Genomic DNA, 17130 nt, shown 5'->3' on the forward strand with positions numbered 1-17130 from the left:
GCCTCCCCGCTCCCCAGGGCGGGAGCGGGGAGCACGGCGGGGTTCGGATGCTTACCGCTGCCCCAGGAACCCCACCACCGCATTTCCAAACGCTTCCGGCAATTCCCAGTTCGACAGATGCGCGGCGGGCAGTGCTGCGTATTGCGCGCCCGGGATTGATGCGGCGACTTCGCGGCCCTGGGCGGGCGTGGTGGCGAGGTCGTGTTCGCCGGCGATGACCAGCACCGGAGCGTCGATGGCGCCCAGCAGGCCGCGCAGGTCGGCGTCGCGCACGGCGGCACAGTTGGCCGTGTAGCCGGCCGGGCTCGCGGTGTCCAGCATCCGCCGCACCGGCGCCAGTTCGTCGCGGCGCGTAAGCAGGTAGTGGTCGGTGAACCAGCGGGCCAGCACGCCGTCGACGATGGCGGCCATGCCGTCGCGCTGGACGGTGGCGATGCGCGTGTCCCAGACCGATGCCGGGCCGATCAGCGCAGCCGTGTTGGCCAGCACGAAGCGGCCGAAGCGGCTGGCGTGGTGCCGGGCCAGCACCATCCCGGTCATCCCGCCCATCGACAAGCCGCAGAAATGCGCGCGCGCCACGCCGGCGTGGTCCATCACCGCGATCACGTCGGCGGCCAGGTCGGCCATGTCGAACGGCCCGGCCGGCAGCGCCGAACGGCCATGCCCGCGCGTGTCGTAGCGCAGCACGCGGTAGTTCTGGGTCAGCGCCGGCATCTGCGGGTCCCACATTTCCAGCGTGGTGCCAAGCGAATTCGACATGACGAGCACGGGCTTGTCCGCGTCGCCCTCGATCACGTAGTGCAACTGGCGGCCTGGCTCAATCGGCATGGATCCCCCGCTCGCGGATCAGCGCGCCCCACTTGACCGTTTCGCGCGCCAGGTGGTCCTTCAACTGCGCCGGGGAGCTGCCGATCGGCTCGGCGCCGATGCCGGCCAGGCGCTGCTGCACGGCGGGCTTCTTCAGCGCGTCGAGCATGGCCTTGTTCAGCGTCTCCACCACGGCCGGCGGCGTGCGCGCCGGCACGAACGCGGCGAACCATGGCGACAGGTCGTAGCCGGGCACGCCGGCCTCGGCCACGGTCGGCACGTTGGGCAGCGCCGACGACCGCTTGCTGGTGGTCACCGCGATGGCGGTCAGCTTGCCGCTGTCGATATGGGGCTTGGCCGACGTGATGCTGTCGAACATGTAGTCCACCTGGCCGCCCAGCAGGTCGGTCATCGCCGGACCCGAGCCCTTGTACGGGATGTGCAGCATGTCGACCTTGGCCATCGACGTGAACAGCTCGCCCGCCAGGTGGATCGACGTGCCGTTGCCGGCCGACGCATACGTGTACTTGCCCGGCTTGGCCCTGGCACTGGCGATGACCTCGGCCACGGTCTTCTGCGGGTTACGGGCCTTGTTGGTCACCAGCACGTTGGGCACCACGGCCAGCAGCGAGACCGGCGCGAAATCCTTCACCGGGTCGTAGTTGAGCTTGCCGTACAGCGCCGGGTTCACGGCCATGCCGTTGGCCACGATGATCAGCGTGTAGCCGTCGGCCGGCGCACGGGCCACCAGTTCGGCGCCGATGTTGCCGCCGGCGCCGGGCCGGTTTTCCACGACGATGGACTGGCCCAGCGTCTTCGACATTTCCTCGCCCAGCGTGCGGGCGATGTTGTCCATCGCGCCGCCCGCCGGGAACGGCACGACCCAGCGGATCGGGTGGTCGGGATACGCGGCGTGGGCCGGCGCGGCGGCCGCGCACAGCAGCGCGGCGGTCAGGGCGAGTGCGGCCGGCAGGCCAGCCGGGCGTTGCAGCAGGGTAATCATTGTCTCCGTTCCTTCTCTTCTATGGCGCCGCGGTCCGCTTCAGCGGATCGACGACGGGTGCCGCGCCAGCGGCGTGACGTGGATCTTCATGTACGGGAACAGCGGCAAGCCGGACAGCAGCGTGTGCAGTTCGTCGTTCGACTCCACGTCGAACACGCTGTAGTTGGCGTACTCGCCCACCACGCGGTAGAGCGCCTGCCACTTGCCCTGCCGCTGCAGGTCCTGTGCGTACGCCTTTTCGCGTGCCTTGATCGCGTCGGCCGTGTCGGCCGGCAGGTCGTGCGGGATCTGCACGTCCATCCTGACGAGAAACAGCATCGTGGTCTCCTGTGTCCTGTGTATCGGGAATCAGCCCGCCTTGCGGCGGTAGTGGCGCAGCTTGTCCTCGTCGATCTCCAGGCCCAGCCCCGGGCCCTGCGGCAGGTGCAGCGCGAAATCCTTGAAGACGGGCCGCTCGGCGACGATGTCGTCCTTTACCAGCAGTGGGCCGAACAGTTCGGTGCCCCATGCCAGTTGCGGCAGCGTGCAGAAGCCATGGGCCGCCGCGATGGTGCCCACGGCGCCTTCAAGCATCGTGCCGCCGTACAGCGCAATGCCGGCGGCGTCGCCCACCGCGGCCGTGCGCAGCATGCCGAAGATGCCGCCCGACTTGGCGATCTTGAGCGCGAACACGTCGGCCGCGCCCAGCCGCGCCAGTTCCATCGCGTCCTCGGGGCCGGTCACGGCCTCGTCGGCCATGATCGGCACGACAAAGCGCGCGGCCAGCCGGGCCAGCGCGGTGCGGTGCTCGCGCGGGGTGGGCTGCTCGACGAGGTCGATGCCGGCCGCTTCGAGCATGGCAATGCCCGTGGCCGCGTCGGCCTCGTTCCACGCCTGGTTGACGTCGACGGTCACGCGCGCGCGGTCGCCCAGTGCGCGCTTGATGGCCGACACGTGCGCCACGTCGTCGCGCACGCTGCGGCGGCCGATCTTGAGCTTGAACGTGTTGTGGCGGCGTGCCTCCAGCAGTTGCTCGGCTTCCTCGATGTCACGGGCCGTGTCGCCGCTGGCCAGCGTCCACAGTACCGGCAGCGTGCTGCGCACCGCGCCGCCCAGCAGCGTGGCCACCGGCACGCCCAGCCGCTTGCCCTGCGCGTCGAGCAGCGCCGATTCCAGCGCGCTCTTGGCAAACCGGTTGCCGCGCGCCACCTTGTTCAGGCGGGCCATCGCGGCGTGGATGTTGGTGGCGTCCTGCCCGGCCAGCGCGGGCCCCAGGTAGGTGTCGATCGTCAGCTTGATGCCTTCGGGGCTTTCGTCGCCGTAGGACAGGCCCCCGATCGTGGTGGCCTCGCCGATACCCTCCACGCCGTCGCTGCAGCGCAGGCGCACGATCACCAGCGTCTGCTGCTGCATCGTGGCCATCGCCAGCTGGTGGGCGCGGATCGTCGGCAGGTCCACCAGGACGGCCTCGATGGCGAAAATCGTTGCTGTCATACCCGAAGTCATACCTTTTCCATGCAATAGCGTTCTTGCCTCGCAGTATGGACCTTGACCTTTGGTGCGTCCAAGACCGATGATGTCTCGATCGATACCTTCCGGGTATGCAACTGCCCTGCCCGCTCCCCGCCATGGAACTCCGCCATCTTCGCTATTTCCAGACCGTTGCCCAGGAACTCAATGTGACGCGGGCGGCAGAAAAGCTGCACATGGCGCAGCCGCCGCTGTCGCGCCAGATCCGGCAATTCGAGGAAGAGGTGGGCGTGCCACTGTTCGACCGGGTCGGGCGCGGGCTGAAGCTGACCGAGGCGGGCCGCTTCCTGCTGGAGCAATCGCTGCAACTGACGCAGCGACTGGAGGAAACGCTGGAAGGGACGCGGCGCATCGGCCGCAACGAGAAGCGCTGGTTCGGCATCGGCTTCGTGCCGTCGGTACTGTATGGGGTGCTGCCGGAGCTGATCCGCGTGCTGCGCGGCGACGACAGCGAGGTGGAGGTCGGGCTGACCGAGATGATTACCGTCCAGCAGCTCGAAGCGCTGAAGTCCGGCCGGATCGATCTGGCGTTCGGCCGCCTGACGTTCGGCGATGCCGCCATCGTCCAGCAGGTGGTGATGGCCGAGACGCTGGTGGCCGCAATGCCGGTGACCGCGCCGGCGCCGGCCGGACCGTTCGACGCCGCGACGCTGGCGCGCCAGCCGCTGATCCTCTATCCGGCCCGCCCCCGGCCCAGCTACGCCGACCACGTGCTGTCGCTGTTCCGCGCCCAGGGCCTGCAGCCGCGCGTGGTGCAGGAAGCCAACGAACTCCAGACCGCGCTGGGACTGGTGGCCGCAGGGCTGGGCATCACGCTGGTGCCGTCGTCGGTCCAGCGGCTGCATCGGGACGACGTGCGCTACGTGCCGGTCGACGCCCCCGGCTTCGTCTCGCCGGTCATCATGAGCCACCGCGCCGGGGACACGTCGCCGCAACTGGCGCGCGCCGTGGCATGGGTCAGGGCGCAGGCAGGCGATTTATCGTAGAGGAACGGTTTTCCTCCCCTCTCCCGCGCGCGGGAGAGGGGGTCGGGGGTGAGGGCCAGCGGTTCAAATTGCCACCTGTCGGCAAGCAGATCCTCAACGCCCTCACCCCCAGCCCCCTCTCCCGCAGGCGGGAGAGGGGAGCCACGCCCTCCCCTACGCCGACACCATCTTTGCCGACGCGGCCTGCTTTGCCGCCATCTTCCGGGCGTCCTTGCGGCGGCCGTACCAGCCGCCCACCACCAGTAGCACCGCCACGGCGATCAGGTCGCCGGTCAGGGCGACGGGGCGCGTGGGCCGGCCGCCGGCCACGCCGTAGGTCAGTCCTTCGATGCCCACCGAGACCACGGCGCCCAGCACAAAGCAGAACAGGCTGTGGCGGCCAATCTGCACCACCGGGCCCATGAAACGCGCCAGCCGGGCGATCCAGCCGGCGCGCACGGCCAGGTAGACCAGCCATGCCAGCCCCAGGAAGCTGACCACGCGCAGCGCCGCCAGGCTTTGCTTGGGCAGCGGAAAGGCCATGGTCGGAATCCACGCGGGCAGCCAGGCTTCGTACAGGTGCGGACGCATCCAGAGGTAGGCGGCCGCCATGCAGACCAGCGCCACGACCACGGCGCCGGCCGTGCAGGCGCGGCGTACCAGCGCCTGCTGCGGCAGCACAAAGTCGGGCCGCAGCCGGGCCAGCAGGCCCATGCCGAACATCAACTGCCAGGCGAACGGGTTGAAGCTCCAGCCGCGTGGTTCGCTGCTGGGCAGCAGCGGCAGCAGCGTCGGCGACATGATCCACAGCGCCACGCTGCCGCAGATGAACGCCAGCGGCTGCGCGCGCGCCCAGCGGATGGCCAGCGGGGCCAGGCCGATGAATACCGCGTACATCGGCAGCACGTCGGACACGAACGGCTGGCGCGCCAGCCCGATCACCTCCAGCACGGTGGCCAGCGGCTGCGCCATGAAATCGAGCGCCTCGGTGGCGCGCACGGCTGGCGCGGGGATGCGGCACATCGCCAGCACAAGGCCGAACAGCAGCATCAGCACGCCGGTCAGCACGAACGCCTGGTAGATTTCCCAGCTACGGCGGCGCAGGCGGCGACGCGCGGCGCTGGCGCCGTGGCGGGCCTCCATCGCCAGATACGCGGCGCCGGCCGAATAGCCGGCCAGGAAGACGAACACCTCGGCGGCGTCGAAGAGCTGGAAATTGCGGATCGTGTAGTCGGCCAGCACGCTGCCATTGACGTGATCGACCACGATGAAGAGCAGCGCGATTCCGCGAATCAGGTCGATCTCGGTGCGCCGCTGGTTGTTGTTCACTGCGTTCAAGGACGGGCTTCCCAAGGCTTGCCGGCAGCCCAGGGCGCCACGCGGCAATCACGGCCCGCATCTTACCGTGACCTCAGGGTTTACCTTGTATGGCAGTGTTTCAGTGCGTTACGCGATGTTGTCAGGTGACGTAAGCGGCATGAAGCCGGGCCAGCGAGCGTCGTCCCGCCGCCACGACCGCCGCATCGTGGGTGGTCTGGGCGCGGACGATCATGCCTTCGATGGTCAGGATGGCCTCTTGCGCCACCTGGTCGGGCTGGCGCAGTCCCAGTTCGGCCGCCACGGCGGCCACGAAGCGCTGCAGCGACGCCTTGTGCGACACGGCCTGCTCCAGCAGCCGGGGGTCGTCGCCGGCGCCGCCGCCCGACTCGGCCACCATGTTGATGAACGCGCAGCCGCGGAAGTCGTCGGTGCCGAACCACTCGCCCAGCGTATCGGCCAGCACGTCGAGGTTGGCCCGCGCGGCCAGCCGCTGCCGCACGCCCGCCTCGAACCAGTCCATCCAGAACGCATGGCGCCGCTGCAGGTATTCGAAGATCAGGTCGTTCTTCGACGGAAAGTGGCGATATAGCGACATCTTCGCCACGCCCGACTCGGCGATGATGCGGTCGATGCCCGTGGCGCGGTAGCCGTCGCGGTAGAACAGCCGTGCGGCGGTATCGAGAATGCGCTCGCGGGCGGAAGGGGTGGCCATGGCGGTCTATTCAGTAAGAGGCTGGATACCCGCCATTATAGGAGACAGGTCTGTCTTTCACGCGCGCTGGGCGATGTTCATGTCCGGCAGCCGGGGTTCAAAGCAGCGCTGCTCGATCTGGCCGCCGCGCGCCACCAGGATGGTCGCCTCGGGAATTTCCTCCCACACGCCCTGCACGTCGATCAGCGGCTCGGACAGCACCAGGAAGGCGTCGTCGCCGGCGGCGATGATGCGCGGGTCTTCGGGGTACAGCGCCCGCAACTGCCGGAACGACGTGCTGTGGAACAGCGACCGCGAATCGCGCTCGCTGGAATAGCGCGCCGCCACGATCTGCTGGCCGTCGGTCACGCAGACGGTCATGTTGAGCGGCGATGCCACGTCGTGCCGGTGGCCGACCTCCTCGATCAGGCCCGCCATCTGCTCCAGCGCGCCCTGCGGATCGCGTTCCAGCCCGAAGGTCAGCGCCAGGAAGAACATCACCTCGGAATCGGTCGAGCCCTCGATCCAGCGGAACAGGTGCGGCGCCACGGACATCATCAGGTCGCGCCGCAGCAGCGGATATTCGCGGATCAGCCCGTTGTGGGCAAACAGCCAGCGGCCAAAGCGGAACGGGTGGCAGTTGGTCTCCTGCGTGGGCGTGCCGGTGGCGGCGCGCACGTGCGCCACAAACAGCGGGGCGCGCACGGCCCGGGCGGCCTCGCGCAGGTTGGTGTCGCTCCAGGCCGGATGCAGGCAGCGGTAGCGGAACGGAAGTTCGGAATGCCGGCCGTACCAGCCGACGCCAAAACCGTCGCCATTGGTGGTGGTATGCCCCAGGCGGGCGTTCAGGCTCTGGTCGATCAGCGAATGCTCGGGCTGGAACAGTACGGCCTCTAGCGGCACGGAGCGGCCCGAATAGGCCAGCCAACGGCACATGGTGCTCTCCTCTTGTCGGGTGCGGGGGCGATGTCTTCACTTCAGGATAGCAAGGGGCCGGCCCTGCCTGCCAGCCGGGCAATTCCTACATGGCACGCCCGTTCGGGCAGCGCGTTTTCCACCACGGCGGGGCGGGAACGCCCGCCGGACGCAGGCGGCGCGGCAGGCATCAATCGTGCTAGTTGCCGGAAATGAAATACGAATGGACTACCGGAAACCGGTTCCGGCTGCTGGAAAACGGCGAGGAATACTTCCCCCGCCTGATCGCCGCCATCGACGCCGCCCGCGCCACCGTACTGCTGGAAACGTTCATCCTGTTCGAGGATGACGTCGGCAACCAGTTGGCCGACGCGCTGGCCCGCGCCGCGCGCCGCGGCGTGCAGGTGGCGCTGACCGTCGACGGCTTCGGCACGGCCGACCTGTCGACCGACTACATCGCGCGGCTGACCGAGGCCGGCGTGGTGCTGCGCCTGTTCTCGCCGGGCCGGCGGCTGCTTGGCAAGCGCACCAACCTGTTCCGCCGGCTGCACCGCAAGCTCGTGGCCGTGGACGCGTCGCTGGCATTCGTCGGCGGCATCAACCTGTCCGTCGAGCACCTGGTCAAGGCCAGCCCGCTGTCCAAGCAGGACTACGCGGTGGAAGTGCACGGCCCGGCCGCGCAGGTCATCCGCAGCTTCATGCTCGAAGCGATCGATGCTGGCGCCACCGGCCCCCACGCGCGCCGGCGCCGCCGCCTGCCGCGTCCGGGCGCGGGCGACGGCTACGACCCGGCGCTGGCCGGCGCGGCGCTGCTGGTCACGCGCGACAACCAGGACCACCGCAACGACATCGAGCGCCATTACCTGATGGCGATCCGCGCCGTGCGGCGCGAGGTGATCATCGCCAACGCCTACTTCCTGCCCGGCTACCGGCTGCTGGAAGCGATCTGCGCGGCGGCCGGGCGCGGCGTGGACGTGTGCCTGATCCTGCAGGGCCGGCCCGACATGCTGTGGGTCAAGCGCACGGTGGACATGCTCTATGCCCGTTTGCGCGAAGCGGGCGTGCGGATCTTCGAATACTGCGAGCGGCCGAACCACAGCAAGGTGGCCGTGGTCGACGACGACTGGGCCACGGTGGGATCGAGCAACCTCGACCCGCTGAGCCTGTCGCTGAACCTGGAGGCCAACCTGATCATCCGCGATGCGGAGTTCGTCGCCACGCTCAAGCACAACCTGCGCGGGCTGATGTCGCGGAGCTGCACCGAGGTGTCAGCGGCGGACCACGCCCATGGCCGCTGGTGGCACCGCATCGCCACGCCGGTGATCTTCCACTTCCTGCGCAAGTTTCCCGCCTGGGCGGGATGGCTGCCCGCGCATACCCCCCGGCTGGTGGCGCCCGAGGTGCCCGCGCCGGCCGAACAATCCGCCGCGATGCCGGTGCGGCCCGTGCCGCCCGTGCAGCGCGTGCAAGGGGATGGCCCATGACGACGTCCACCAACCTCCGCCGCTCGCTGCGGCGCGGCATCCGCTGGTCCATCGTCAAGCGCGTGCTCGGCATCGCGTTCGTGGCGGTGGTCGTGTACCTGATCTACCGCAGCCTCAGCGGCGTGGACTGGCCGCAGGTCTGGCAGTCGCTGAAAGCCTACAACGTGGCCACGCTGCTGCCGGTGGTGGGGCTGGCGTGCGTCAGCTTCGCGCTGCATGCGTCGTTCGACATCCTGGGGCGCCGCTACACCGGCCACCACCTGTCCGCGCCGCGCGTGATGGTCATCGCGTTCATCGCCTACGTGTTCAACCTGAACGTGGGCGCGATGATCGGCGGGCTGGGCATGCGGCTGCGGCTCTATTCGCGCGCCAACGTCAGCGGGTCGCAGGTGGCGGGCATCTACACCATCGCCATCATCACCAACTGGACGGGCTACATGCTGCTGGCCGGCGTGGTGCTGACGGCGATGCCGCCGACGCTGCCGGCCGACTGGGGCATCACGCCGTGGATGCTGCGCGCGCTGGGCGTGCTGATGCTGGCCTGCGGGCTGGGCTACTGGCTGGCCTGCGCCAAGGCCAGGACGCGCAGCATCCGCTTCAAGCGGCACGTGTTCCGGCTGCCCGGATTCCGGTTCGCGCTGCTGCAGAACGCGCTGTCGGTGACCAACTGGATCGTGCTGGCCAGCATCCTGAACCTGCTGCTGCCCAAGGAGGTGACGCTCTGGCAGGCGCTGGGCGCGCTGCTGGTGGGCGCCGTGGCCGGCGCGCTGGCGCATATCCCGGCCGGCATCGGCGTGCTGGAAGCGGTGTTCGTGGTGATGTTGCGCCCGGTGGCGCCGGAGCATGTGGTGGTGGCGGCGCTGATCGCCTACCGCGCGCTGTACTACCTGCTGCCGATGGTCATCGCATCGGCAGCCTATGCGTGGATGGAACTGCGCGGCGCCCGGGCCGGCGCGGTGGAGGCCACGCCGCGCGGCGACTTCATGGCGAAGCCGTCAGCAGCGGATAGGGATTGATCGCGCCGCCCGCGCCATAGACGCCGTAGTGCAGGTGCGGCGGCGTGCCCCGCGCGTTGCCGGTGTCGCCGACGTAGCCCAGCGGGGTGCCGGGCGCCACACGGTCGCCGGCGCGGATCGGCGCGTAGCCGTCCAGGTGGGCGTAATAGTGCATCTGCCGCCCCGGCCCCATCACCCAGACCACGTTGCCGCCCAGCCGGTTGGTGCCGACCCGCGTGACGATGCCCTCGGTGGCGGACAGCACCGGCCGGCCCCGGCTGGCGAAGATGTCGATGCCTTCGTGCTTGCGGCCCCCGCTGCGGGCGCCGCCCCAGGTATCGCGCAGCGCCTTGCGCGAGACGCCCTGCACCGGCACGGGCAGCGACGTCGGCGCGGGCTGCGCGGACAGCCGGGCCGCGTAGATCATCCGGTCGATGGCCGGCGCCAGCCACGGCCACGCGGCCCAGGCGATGGCGACGAGCAGCGCCGGCGCGATCCAGCGGGACAAGGAAAAACGGGGGACGGGAGTCGGTTCCATAGGCCGTTCGATCGACCGGGCGGCCGGAGATTCCCGCCCCACCGCCCCACCGCCCCGCCCAGCCCCGCCCTGCCCCCGTCACGCTGCGCTCAGGCCGCGGCCTTGAGTTGCGTCAGCTGCGCCTGGGCGTCGCGCAGCGCGGTGCGCAGGCCCTCTTCCACCACCGGGTGGTAGAACGGCATTGCCAGCATGTCGGCGATGGTCAGGCCCTGCTGGTACGACCACGCCAGCAGGTGCGCGATGTTCTCGGCGCGCGGGCCCATCCATTCGGCCCCCAGGAAGCGGCCCGTGGCGCGGTCCGCGTACACGTGCATCAGCCCCCGGTTCTTCAGCATCACGCGGCTGCGGCCCTGACCCTCGAAACTGACCTCGCCGGTGACAAAGCTGCCCTGGGTCAGGTCGGCAAAGCGCTTGCCGACCATGGCGATCTGCGGGTCCGAGAACACCACGGCGATGGGCGCGCGGCGCTTGAGCGGGCGCAGCTTGGGCCAGTGCGCGGCGTTCTCGCCGGCAATGCGGCCCTCGTCGGCAGCCTCGTGCAGCAGCGGCAGCACGTTGTTGGCGTCGCCGGCGATGAACGCGGGCGCGTCGCCACACTGCAGCGTCACCGGATCGAAGACCGGCACGCCGCGGGCGTCCAGCACCAGGGCGGTGTTCTCGATCTGCAGCGTATCGACGTTCGGCCGGCGGCCCGTGGCGGCCAGCACGTAGGCAAAGCGTTCGGTCACCCGGGCGCCAGTCTCGTCGTCGAACGTCAGCACGGCCTCGTCGCCTTCGCGGCGCATGTCGACGACGTTCGCGTCGGGCAGCAGCGAGAATTCGCCCTGGAACGCCAGTGCGGCATAGGCCCGCACGTCCGGGTCCGTCAGCGGGCCCACGCCACCGCCCACGCCGAACACGCGCACCCGCACGCCCAGCCGGGACAGCGCCTGGCCCAGTTCCAGCCCGATCACGCCGGGGCCGAAGACCGCCACGCTGGCGGGCAGGTCATCCCAGGCGAACACGTCGTCGTTGATGATCAGGCGATCGCCGAAGACCGCGAACGGCGGCGGCACGGCCGGGCGCGAGCCCGTGGCGATGACCACGCGGCTGGCGCGCACCACGGTGTCGCCGCCCACCTGCAGGATGGTGTTGTCGATGAAGTAGGCGTGGCCGCGCAGGCGGTCTGCCTCGGGAATATTCTCCACGCCGCGCACCACGAAGCCGACAAAGCGGTCGCGCTCGCTGCGCACGCGCTGCATGACCTCGCGGCCGTCCACGCGCACCGGGCCATCGACATGGACGCCAAACGGGGCGGTGTGGCGCGCCTCGTGGGCAGCCTCGGCGGCGGCGATCAGCAGCTTCGACGGCATGCAGCCCACGCGGGCACAGGTGGTACCGTACTCGCCACCCTCGATGATCACGGCGCGCTTGCCGGCTTCGATGGCGGCGCGGTAGGCGGCCAGGCCGGCCGTTCCTGCGCCAATCACTGCCACGTCGGTCTGAATCGTTTTCATGGTCGTTTTCCTTGTACTGCCGGGCTATCAATCGGCGGATGGGATGGCACGGCCCGCCATGGCGCGGCCAGGCAATGCCATCGGGTCCGGCGACTGCAACGTTGTTGCCGCGATGGGCGGCGGTTGGAGTGCGGGGGGAAAAGGTGCCCAGGACACCGGCCGGGGGAGCCGGGCCCGGGCGGGGGGAGGATCAGGCGCCCAGGTACTGTTCGAGCGCGGCGGCGCCGCCCACGAGCTTGCCGTTGATGAACACCTGCGGCGCGGTCATTTCACCGGACACGGCGCCCAGCACCTTGCCGCGGATCTTGTTGTCCAGCGGCACGTCGATGTACTCGTAGCCCTTGTCCTGCAGCAGTTGCTTGGCCTTGGCGCAATGCGAGCAGCCAACCTTCGAGAACACCACCACCTGGTCCGGGCGGCGGGCGTCCGGGGCGATGTAGTTCAGCATCGTGTCGGCGTCGGACACCTTGAACGGGTCGCCCGGCTCTTCCGGCTCGATGAACATCTTGTCCACCACGCCGTCCTTGACCAGCATCGAATAGCGCCAGCTACGCTTGCCGAAGCCCAGGTCGGCCTTGTCGACCAGCATGCCCATGCCGTCGGTGAACTCGCCGTTGCCGTCGGGGATCATGACGATGTTCTCGGACTCCTGGTCCTTGCTCCACTCGTTCATGACAAAGGTGTCGTTGACCGACACGCAGAGGATGGCGTCCACGCCGGCGGCGCGGAAGGCAGGAGCCAGTTCGTTGTAGCGCGGCAGGTGGGTGGACGAACACGTCGGCGTGAAGGCGCCCGGCAGCGAGAACACCGCTACGGTCTTGCCATGGAACAGCTCGGCCGTGGTCACGTCCTTCCACTCGTTGTTGTCACGCACTCGAAACGTGACGTTGGGAACGCGTTGGCCTTCACGGGATTGCAGCATCGGAAACACTCCTTTGGGTTAGTTGGGCGTCACGTGCGGTGACGACGGAGTGCATTCTCCCTGTCTGAATGTGATGCGGGAAATTTATTGTTTTTACGGCACTCATTGAAACTAACTATTATCAATCGTTGAAAGGCGATTGACCCAGACTATCGGGTGGTGCCCGGGCCGCTTTCGCTGACGTGCCGCCGTGGCTATCATGCGCACACACCAAAAACCACGAAGGGACATCCATCCATGACTCGCCTGCCCGTCCGGCTGCCCGCGGCTACCCTGCTAGCCGCCGCGCTGCTTGCCATCACCCCCGGCAGCACGATTGCCGCGCCGCTGGCCAAGCCCGAGATCGACAAGCTCGTGGCCAGCACCACCGCCACGCCGCCCGCCAGCTTCAACGCGTTCCTGGACACGGCCGTCAAGGCCGACCCCAAGCTGACCCGCAGCGTGCGCGCCTACCGCGCCAGCCAGCCGCTGCACGGCGACGACCTGGTCAACATCGGCCGCCTGCTTGGCATCTACAACCGCGTGCACAACCACCAGGCGGTGCTGGACAGCATCAGCGAGATGGTGGCGCTGCGCACCGTGCGCGACGACAAGGTGCCGCAGCACGAAAACCCGGCCATCGTCGATTTCGGCAAGCTCGTGGCGCGCATGGCGCGTGACTTCGGCCTGCAGTTCCGCAACGTCGACAACCGCGTGTTCGAGGTGACGCTGCCGGGCCAGGGCAGCGAGACGTTCGGCATCCTCACGCACGCCGACGTGGTGCCCGTGGTGGCCGACGAATGGATGCTCGACGACGGCACGAAGCTCGACCCGTTCAAGGTCACGCGCGTGGGCGACTACCTGTACGGGCGCGGCACGATCGACGACAAGGGGTCGATTGCCGCCGCGCTCTACGCGATGAAGACCGTGCGCGAGAGCGGCGTGCCGCTGGCGCGGACGATCCGGCTGATGATCGAGACCACCGAGGAGACCGGCGGCGACGGCATGAAGTACTACCGCGACAAGACCGCCCTGCCCGAGTACAACATCGTGCTGGACAGCAAGTACCCGGCCGTGGTGGCCGAGAAAGGCTCCGGCGCGCTGACCGTGCGCTTTGCCGACCAGCCGGTGGACGGCAAGACGCCGGCCATCGTCGCCATGGCGGGCGCGGCGTCGGCCAACGCGATCCCGCAGACGGCCACCGCGCGCATCACCGGCGGCGACCTGAACCAGGTGGCGGCCACGCTGGAACGCGCGCGCGACGCCTTCATCGCGCAGCACGCCGCGCAGGGCAAGTTCTCGATCGACATCGCGCGCAGCGCCGACGCCGTCGACGTGAAGGTCACGGGCGTCTCGGCCCACGGATCGCGGCCCGAGGAAGGCGTGAACCCGGTACCGCGCCTGGCGATGTTCCTGCAGGCGTCCGGCGTGCCGTTCGCCGACAACCAGTACGCACGCGCCACGCGCTACCTGACGGACCTGTACGGCACCGGCTACCTGGCCGAACAGCTTGGCGTGGGCTATCGCGACGACTTCATGGGCCCGCTGACGGTCTCGCCCACGCTGATCCGCGCACGCAACGGCAAGCTGGAAGTCACCGCCAACGTGCGCATGCCTCGCGGCAGCACACCCGACGCGCTACGCAGCCGTATCGCGGAACGCATCCAGGCGTGGTCGTCCCGGACCGGCACCGCGCTGGAGATCCAGCACGACCAGGGCGACTGGATGGCCCGCGACCCCAAGGGCGCATGGCTGGCCACGCTGCTGAACATCTACGGCGACACCACCGGGCTCGAAGCCAAGCCCGTGCCGACGGCCGGCAGCACCACGGCCAAGCTGATGCCCAACGCCATCAACTTCGGCCCGGCCATGCCCGGCAAGAAGTACACCGCCCACAACGCCAAGGAATACAAGGAAGTCTCCGACCTGAACCTGGACATGCAGATGTTCACGGAGATGCTGGTCCGGGTGGGGAACCTGGAACGGATGCAGTGAGGGGTGGGTCAGGGAGCGGGGATGGGGGAGCGGGGATGGGGGACGGTTGTTTCTTGTCGGTTGTCGATTTTCGATTTCGCTTCCCGCAGACCGGCCCGGTTTGCTCCCCTCTCCCGCCTGCGGGGAGAGGGGGTTGGGGGTGAGGGCGTTGAGGATCTGCTTGCCGACAGGTCGCAATTTGGACCGCCTGCCCTCACCCCCGGCCCCTCTCCCCGCGCGCGGGAGAGGGGAGCAAAAGACCCTGCAGGCACGGGGAGCCCCCCCTCAAAACCCCAGCTCGCTCAAGCCCGGGTGATCGTCGGGCCGGCGGCCCAGCGGCCAGTGGTACTTGCGGTCGGCCTCGCGGATCGGGGCGTCGTTGATGCATGCGAAGCGGCGGCGCATCAGGCCGTTTTCGTCGAATTCCCAGTTCTCGTTGCCGTACGAGCGGAACCAGTTGCCCGAGTCGTCGTGCCATTCGTAGGCAAAGCGCACGGCGATGCGGTTGCCGTCGTGGGCCCACAGTTCCTTTATCAGCCGGTAGTCCAGTTCCTTCTGCCACTTGCGCGCCAGAAAGGCGACGATCTGCTCGCGGCCGTTGACGAATTCCGCGCGGTTGCGCCAGGCGCTGTCGACGGTGTAGGCCAGCGCCACGCGGTTGGGATCGCGGCTGTTCCAGCCGTCTTCGGCCGCGCGCACCTTGGCGGCGGCGGTTTCGCGGGTGAACGGGGGCAGCGGCGGGCGGACTTCGGGTTGGCTCGACATCGGCAAGGCTCCAGAAAGGATGGGATTCGTCGGAATGGGATACGTGTCGACCTGATGTAGACAGATCTGTCTCATAGTGTTGGGTAGACAGATCTGTATGTCAAGGACAAATTGCCGTCTGCGCGGCTATACCCGCTGGCGGTCGAACCCAGATTCGCGCGCCAGGACGATGGCCTGCGAGCGGTTTTCCACTTCGAGCTTCGAGAAAATGCTGGTGATGTGGTTGCGCACGGTCTTCTCGCACAGCCCCAGGTGGGCGGCGATCTGGGCGTTGTCGCGGCCCTGCGCGATCAGCACGACGATGTCGCGCTCGCGCCGCGTCAGCGTGCCGAAGGCCGGATCGGTCGACGGCGCCGGTGCCGGCAGGAAGGCGCGCACTTCCTCGATCCAGCGCTCCCAGGCCGGCTCTGACTCCAGCAGCAGGTGGTTGCCACTGTCCAGCGGCACGAACCGCGCGTTCGGGATCATGCTGGCGATCAGCCGGCCTTCGTCGAATGGCACGCGGGCGTCGCGCACGGCGTGCAGCACCAGCGTCGGGCACGCAACCTGGGGCAGCAGCTCCACCACGTCGATGTCGTTGAAGATCCGCATGAAGCGCGCGGCGTTGACCGGCGACGTCGACACACGCTCCAGTTCGTTGAACCAGCGGTGCTGCTCGGCCGTGCCACCGGGGATGAACTGCGTGGTGAAGAACTGGCGGAAGGCCGGATTTTCCTGGCCCCAGCCGATCTCGGCCAGCCGGATCATCAGCTCGGCTTCCTCGCACATCTCGGGGCCCTGGTTGCGCTTCAGGCGGCCGCGCGCGTAGCCGCCGTGCAGCACCAGGTGGCTGACCCGTTCGGGGTGCGCCACCGCGTACGCCACGGCGATGGACGCGCCCTGCGAGATGCCGAGCAGCGCAAAGCGGTCCACGTTCATCGCGTCGACGATGGTTTCCAGGTCGCGCAGCCAGGCGTTGAACGACAGGTCGTCCACATGGCGGTCCGACAGCCCGCAGCCGCGTTCGTCGTAGCGGATCAGCGTGTGCTGCTCGGACAGCGCGCAGAGCATGTGGCTCCAGACCGGGCTGCCGACGTCGAACTCCAGGTGGCTCATCCAGTTGGCGGCCTTGACCAGCGGCGTGCCGCTGCCCGTGATGGCATACGCCAGGCGTACGCGGTCCGGGCAGGTGCATAGGCGGATCTGCTGCTTGAGCATCGGCATGGGCGGGTCGCGCGCGGGGCAGGTTACAGGCGGCGCGGCGTGCCGCCGCCGGTGGACGGGCGATGAGGACAGTCGGCCGCGCAATGTGCGGAAGGCCAGACGCGGGGCGTGGGCCACGCGCCGGATCGGATACGCCACGGTTGGGGGATGGGCACGTCTTGCCGGCCCGCGCCGGCAAGACAATCGGCCGCACGGGGCTGCCATGCGGCCGGGAAGGCGGTTCCGGGGCCCGCCGGATCAGCAAGCTCGGCCGTCGTCAGCCGGACATCGTCCGACTGCGGCGGGCCCGGACCGCGTGACGCGCCAGGCGTCAGGCGGCGCGCATCGCGCAGTCGCCCGGGCCGCCCACGCTGCGGGCGCCGTCGGTGTACGCATCGCGCGGGCCCATGCGGTTGCCGCCATCGCTGAACGCATCGCGCGGCCCCATTCGGGCGCCGTCGGTGTAAGGATCGAACGCCCCGCGCTTGCAGGCGGACTTGCCCACATGCAGCGCCGAGCCGTTCGCCGGCATGAAGGCTTCGCTCCACGCCGCGTGGGCGGCCGGGGCGAATCCGATGGTCAATA

Annotated in this window: 17 protein-coding genes; 4 read left to right on the plus strand and 13 right to left on the minus strand. The window is 69.0% G+C overall.

Going from position 1 to position 17130, the window contains the following annotated elements; genetic code table 11:
- Positions 1–51: 51 nt before the first annotated feature.
- Genes pcaD through EPAKOI_RS21135 form a run of 4 tightly spaced genes read right to left on the minus strand, consistent with a single transcriptional unit; the run spans position 52 to position 3283 of the window.
- A complete protein-coding gene (gene pcaD, locus EPAKOI_RS21120; RefSeq protein ID WP_423193558.1) occupies positions 52–828 on the minus strand; it encodes a 3-oxoadipate enol-lactonase in 777 nt (258 codons plus the stop codon).
- Positions 818–1810, minus strand: a complete 993-nt coding sequence (locus tag EPAKOI_RS21125) for a tripartite tricarboxylate transporter substrate binding protein (protein ID WP_423193559.1) — start codon at positions 1808–1810, stop codon at positions 818–820. The genes pcaD and EPAKOI_RS21125 overlap by 11 nt, the downstream gene beginning before the upstream one ends.
- 39 nt (positions 1811–1849) lie before the next feature.
- On the minus strand, positions 1850–2128 hold the full coding sequence (catC, locus tag EPAKOI_RS21130) for a muconolactone Delta-isomerase (protein WP_124686350.1): 279 nt from the start codon (positions 2126–2128) through the stop codon (positions 1850–1852).
- 30 nt (positions 2129–2158) lie between these two features.
- Entirely contained in the window at positions 2159–3283 is a 1125-nt protein-coding gene (locus EPAKOI_RS21135; RefSeq protein ID WP_423193560.1) for a muconate/chloromuconate family cycloisomerase, read from the minus strand.
- 134 nt (positions 3284–3417) lie between these two features.
- Here EPAKOI_RS21135 and EPAKOI_RS21140 point away from each other — a divergent pair, with 134 nt between their 5' ends.
- Entirely contained in the window at positions 3418–4305 is an 888-nt protein-coding gene (locus EPAKOI_RS21140) for a LysR family transcriptional regulator (protein ID WP_313835910.1), read from the plus strand.
- A gap of 153 nt (positions 4306–4458) precedes the next feature.
- Here the strand turns inward: EPAKOI_RS21140 and EPAKOI_RS21145 are convergent, their stop codons facing one another.
- From EPAKOI_RS21145 to EPAKOI_RS21155, 3 genes are all read right to left on the minus strand, one after another.
- Positions 4459–5613, minus strand: coding sequence for an OpgC domain-containing protein (locus EPAKOI_RS21145; RefSeq protein WP_423194553.1), 1155 nt, complete (start codon positions 5611–5613; stop codon positions 4459–4461).
- A 130-nt stretch (positions 5614–5743) separates the two neighbouring features.
- Positions 5744–6316: a TetR/AcrR family transcriptional regulator gene (locus EPAKOI_RS21150; protein ID WP_423193561.1), complete on the minus strand. Its 573-nt coding sequence runs from the start codon at positions 6314–6316 to the stop codon at positions 5744–5746.
- Positions 6317–6373: 57 nt separating this feature from the next.
- Positions 6374–7231 carry a class II glutamine amidotransferase gene (locus EPAKOI_RS21155; protein WP_423193562.1) on the minus strand — a complete coding sequence of 286 codons (858 nt, stop codon included), beginning with the start codon at positions 7229–7231 and terminating at the stop codon, positions 6374–6376.
- 191 nt (positions 7232–7422) lie between these two features.
- On the opposite strand from EPAKOI_RS21155, the gene clsB reads away from it, so the two are divergent.
- Together clsB and EPAKOI_RS21165 are read left to right on the plus strand one after the other, a co-directional pair.
- The gene (gene clsB, locus EPAKOI_RS21160) at positions 7423–8694 is read left to right on the plus strand and encodes a cardiolipin synthase ClsB (protein ID WP_423193564.1); all 1272 of its coding nucleotides are present in this window, start codon (positions 7423–7425) and stop codon (positions 8692–8694) included.
- Entirely contained in the window at positions 8691–9710 is a 1020-nt protein-coding gene (locus tag EPAKOI_RS21165; RefSeq protein WP_423193566.1) for a lysylphosphatidylglycerol synthase domain-containing protein, read from the plus strand. The genes clsB and EPAKOI_RS21165 overlap by 4 nt, the downstream gene beginning before the upstream one ends.
- Here EPAKOI_RS21165 and EPAKOI_RS21170 read toward each other — a convergent pair.
- The 3 genes from EPAKOI_RS21170 to EPAKOI_RS21180 all read right to left on the minus strand — a co-directional run bounded on the left by EPAKOI_RS21170 (position 9676) and on the right by EPAKOI_RS21180 (position 12645).
- Positions 9676–10116: a M23 family metallopeptidase gene (locus EPAKOI_RS21170; RefSeq protein ID WP_253700371.1), complete on the minus strand. Its 441-nt coding sequence runs from the start codon at positions 10114–10116 to the stop codon at positions 9676–9678. The two genes, EPAKOI_RS21165 and EPAKOI_RS21170, sit on opposite strands and share 35 nt — an antisense overlap.
- A 200-nt stretch (positions 10117–10316) precedes the next feature.
- Positions 10317–11723 (minus strand): dihydrolipoyl dehydrogenase, encoded by a 1407-nt coding sequence (locus EPAKOI_RS21175; RefSeq protein ID WP_423193568.1) that lies wholly within the window; start codon positions 11721–11723, stop codon positions 10317–10319.
- A gap of 190 nt (positions 11724–11913) precedes the next feature.
- Positions 11914–12645: a glutathione peroxidase gene (locus EPAKOI_RS21180; RefSeq protein WP_124686340.1), complete on the minus strand. Its 732-nt coding sequence runs from the start codon at positions 12643–12645 to the stop codon at positions 11914–11916.
- 237 nt (positions 12646–12882) lie between these two features.
- On the opposite strand from EPAKOI_RS21180, the gene EPAKOI_RS21185 reads away from it, so the two are divergent.
- Complete coding sequence (locus EPAKOI_RS21185) at positions 12883–14619, plus strand: dipeptidase (protein WP_423193570.1); 1737 nt, start codon at positions 12883–12885, stop codon at positions 14617–14619.
- 264 nt (positions 14620–14883) lie between these two features.
- Here EPAKOI_RS21185 and EPAKOI_RS21190 read toward each other — a convergent pair whose 3' ends face one another.
- From EPAKOI_RS21190 to EPAKOI_RS21200, 3 genes are all read right to left on the minus strand, one after another.
- Positions 14884–15363, minus strand: a complete 480-nt coding sequence (locus EPAKOI_RS21190) for a DUF1348 family protein (RefSeq protein WP_124686338.1) — start codon at positions 15361–15363, stop codon at positions 14884–14886.
- Positions 15364–15489: 126 nt separating this feature from the next.
- A complete protein-coding gene (locus EPAKOI_RS21195; RefSeq protein ID WP_423193572.1) occupies positions 15490–16566 on the minus strand; it encodes an alpha/beta fold hydrolase in 1077 nt (358 codons plus the stop codon).
- Between the two features lie 310 nt (positions 16567–16876).
- Positions 16877–17128: a hypothetical protein gene (locus EPAKOI_RS21200; RefSeq protein ID WP_124686336.1), complete on the minus strand. Its 252-nt coding sequence runs from the start codon at positions 17126–17128 to the stop codon at positions 16877–16879.
- Between the last annotated feature and the right edge of the window lie 2 nt (positions 17129–17130).

Origin of the sequence: Cupriavidus sp. H18C2 (assembly GCF_049393795.1) — a bacterium.
Classification (GTDB): domain Bacteria; phylum Pseudomonadota; class Gammaproteobacteria; order Burkholderiales; family Burkholderiaceae; genus Cupriavidus; species Cupriavidus pauculus_C.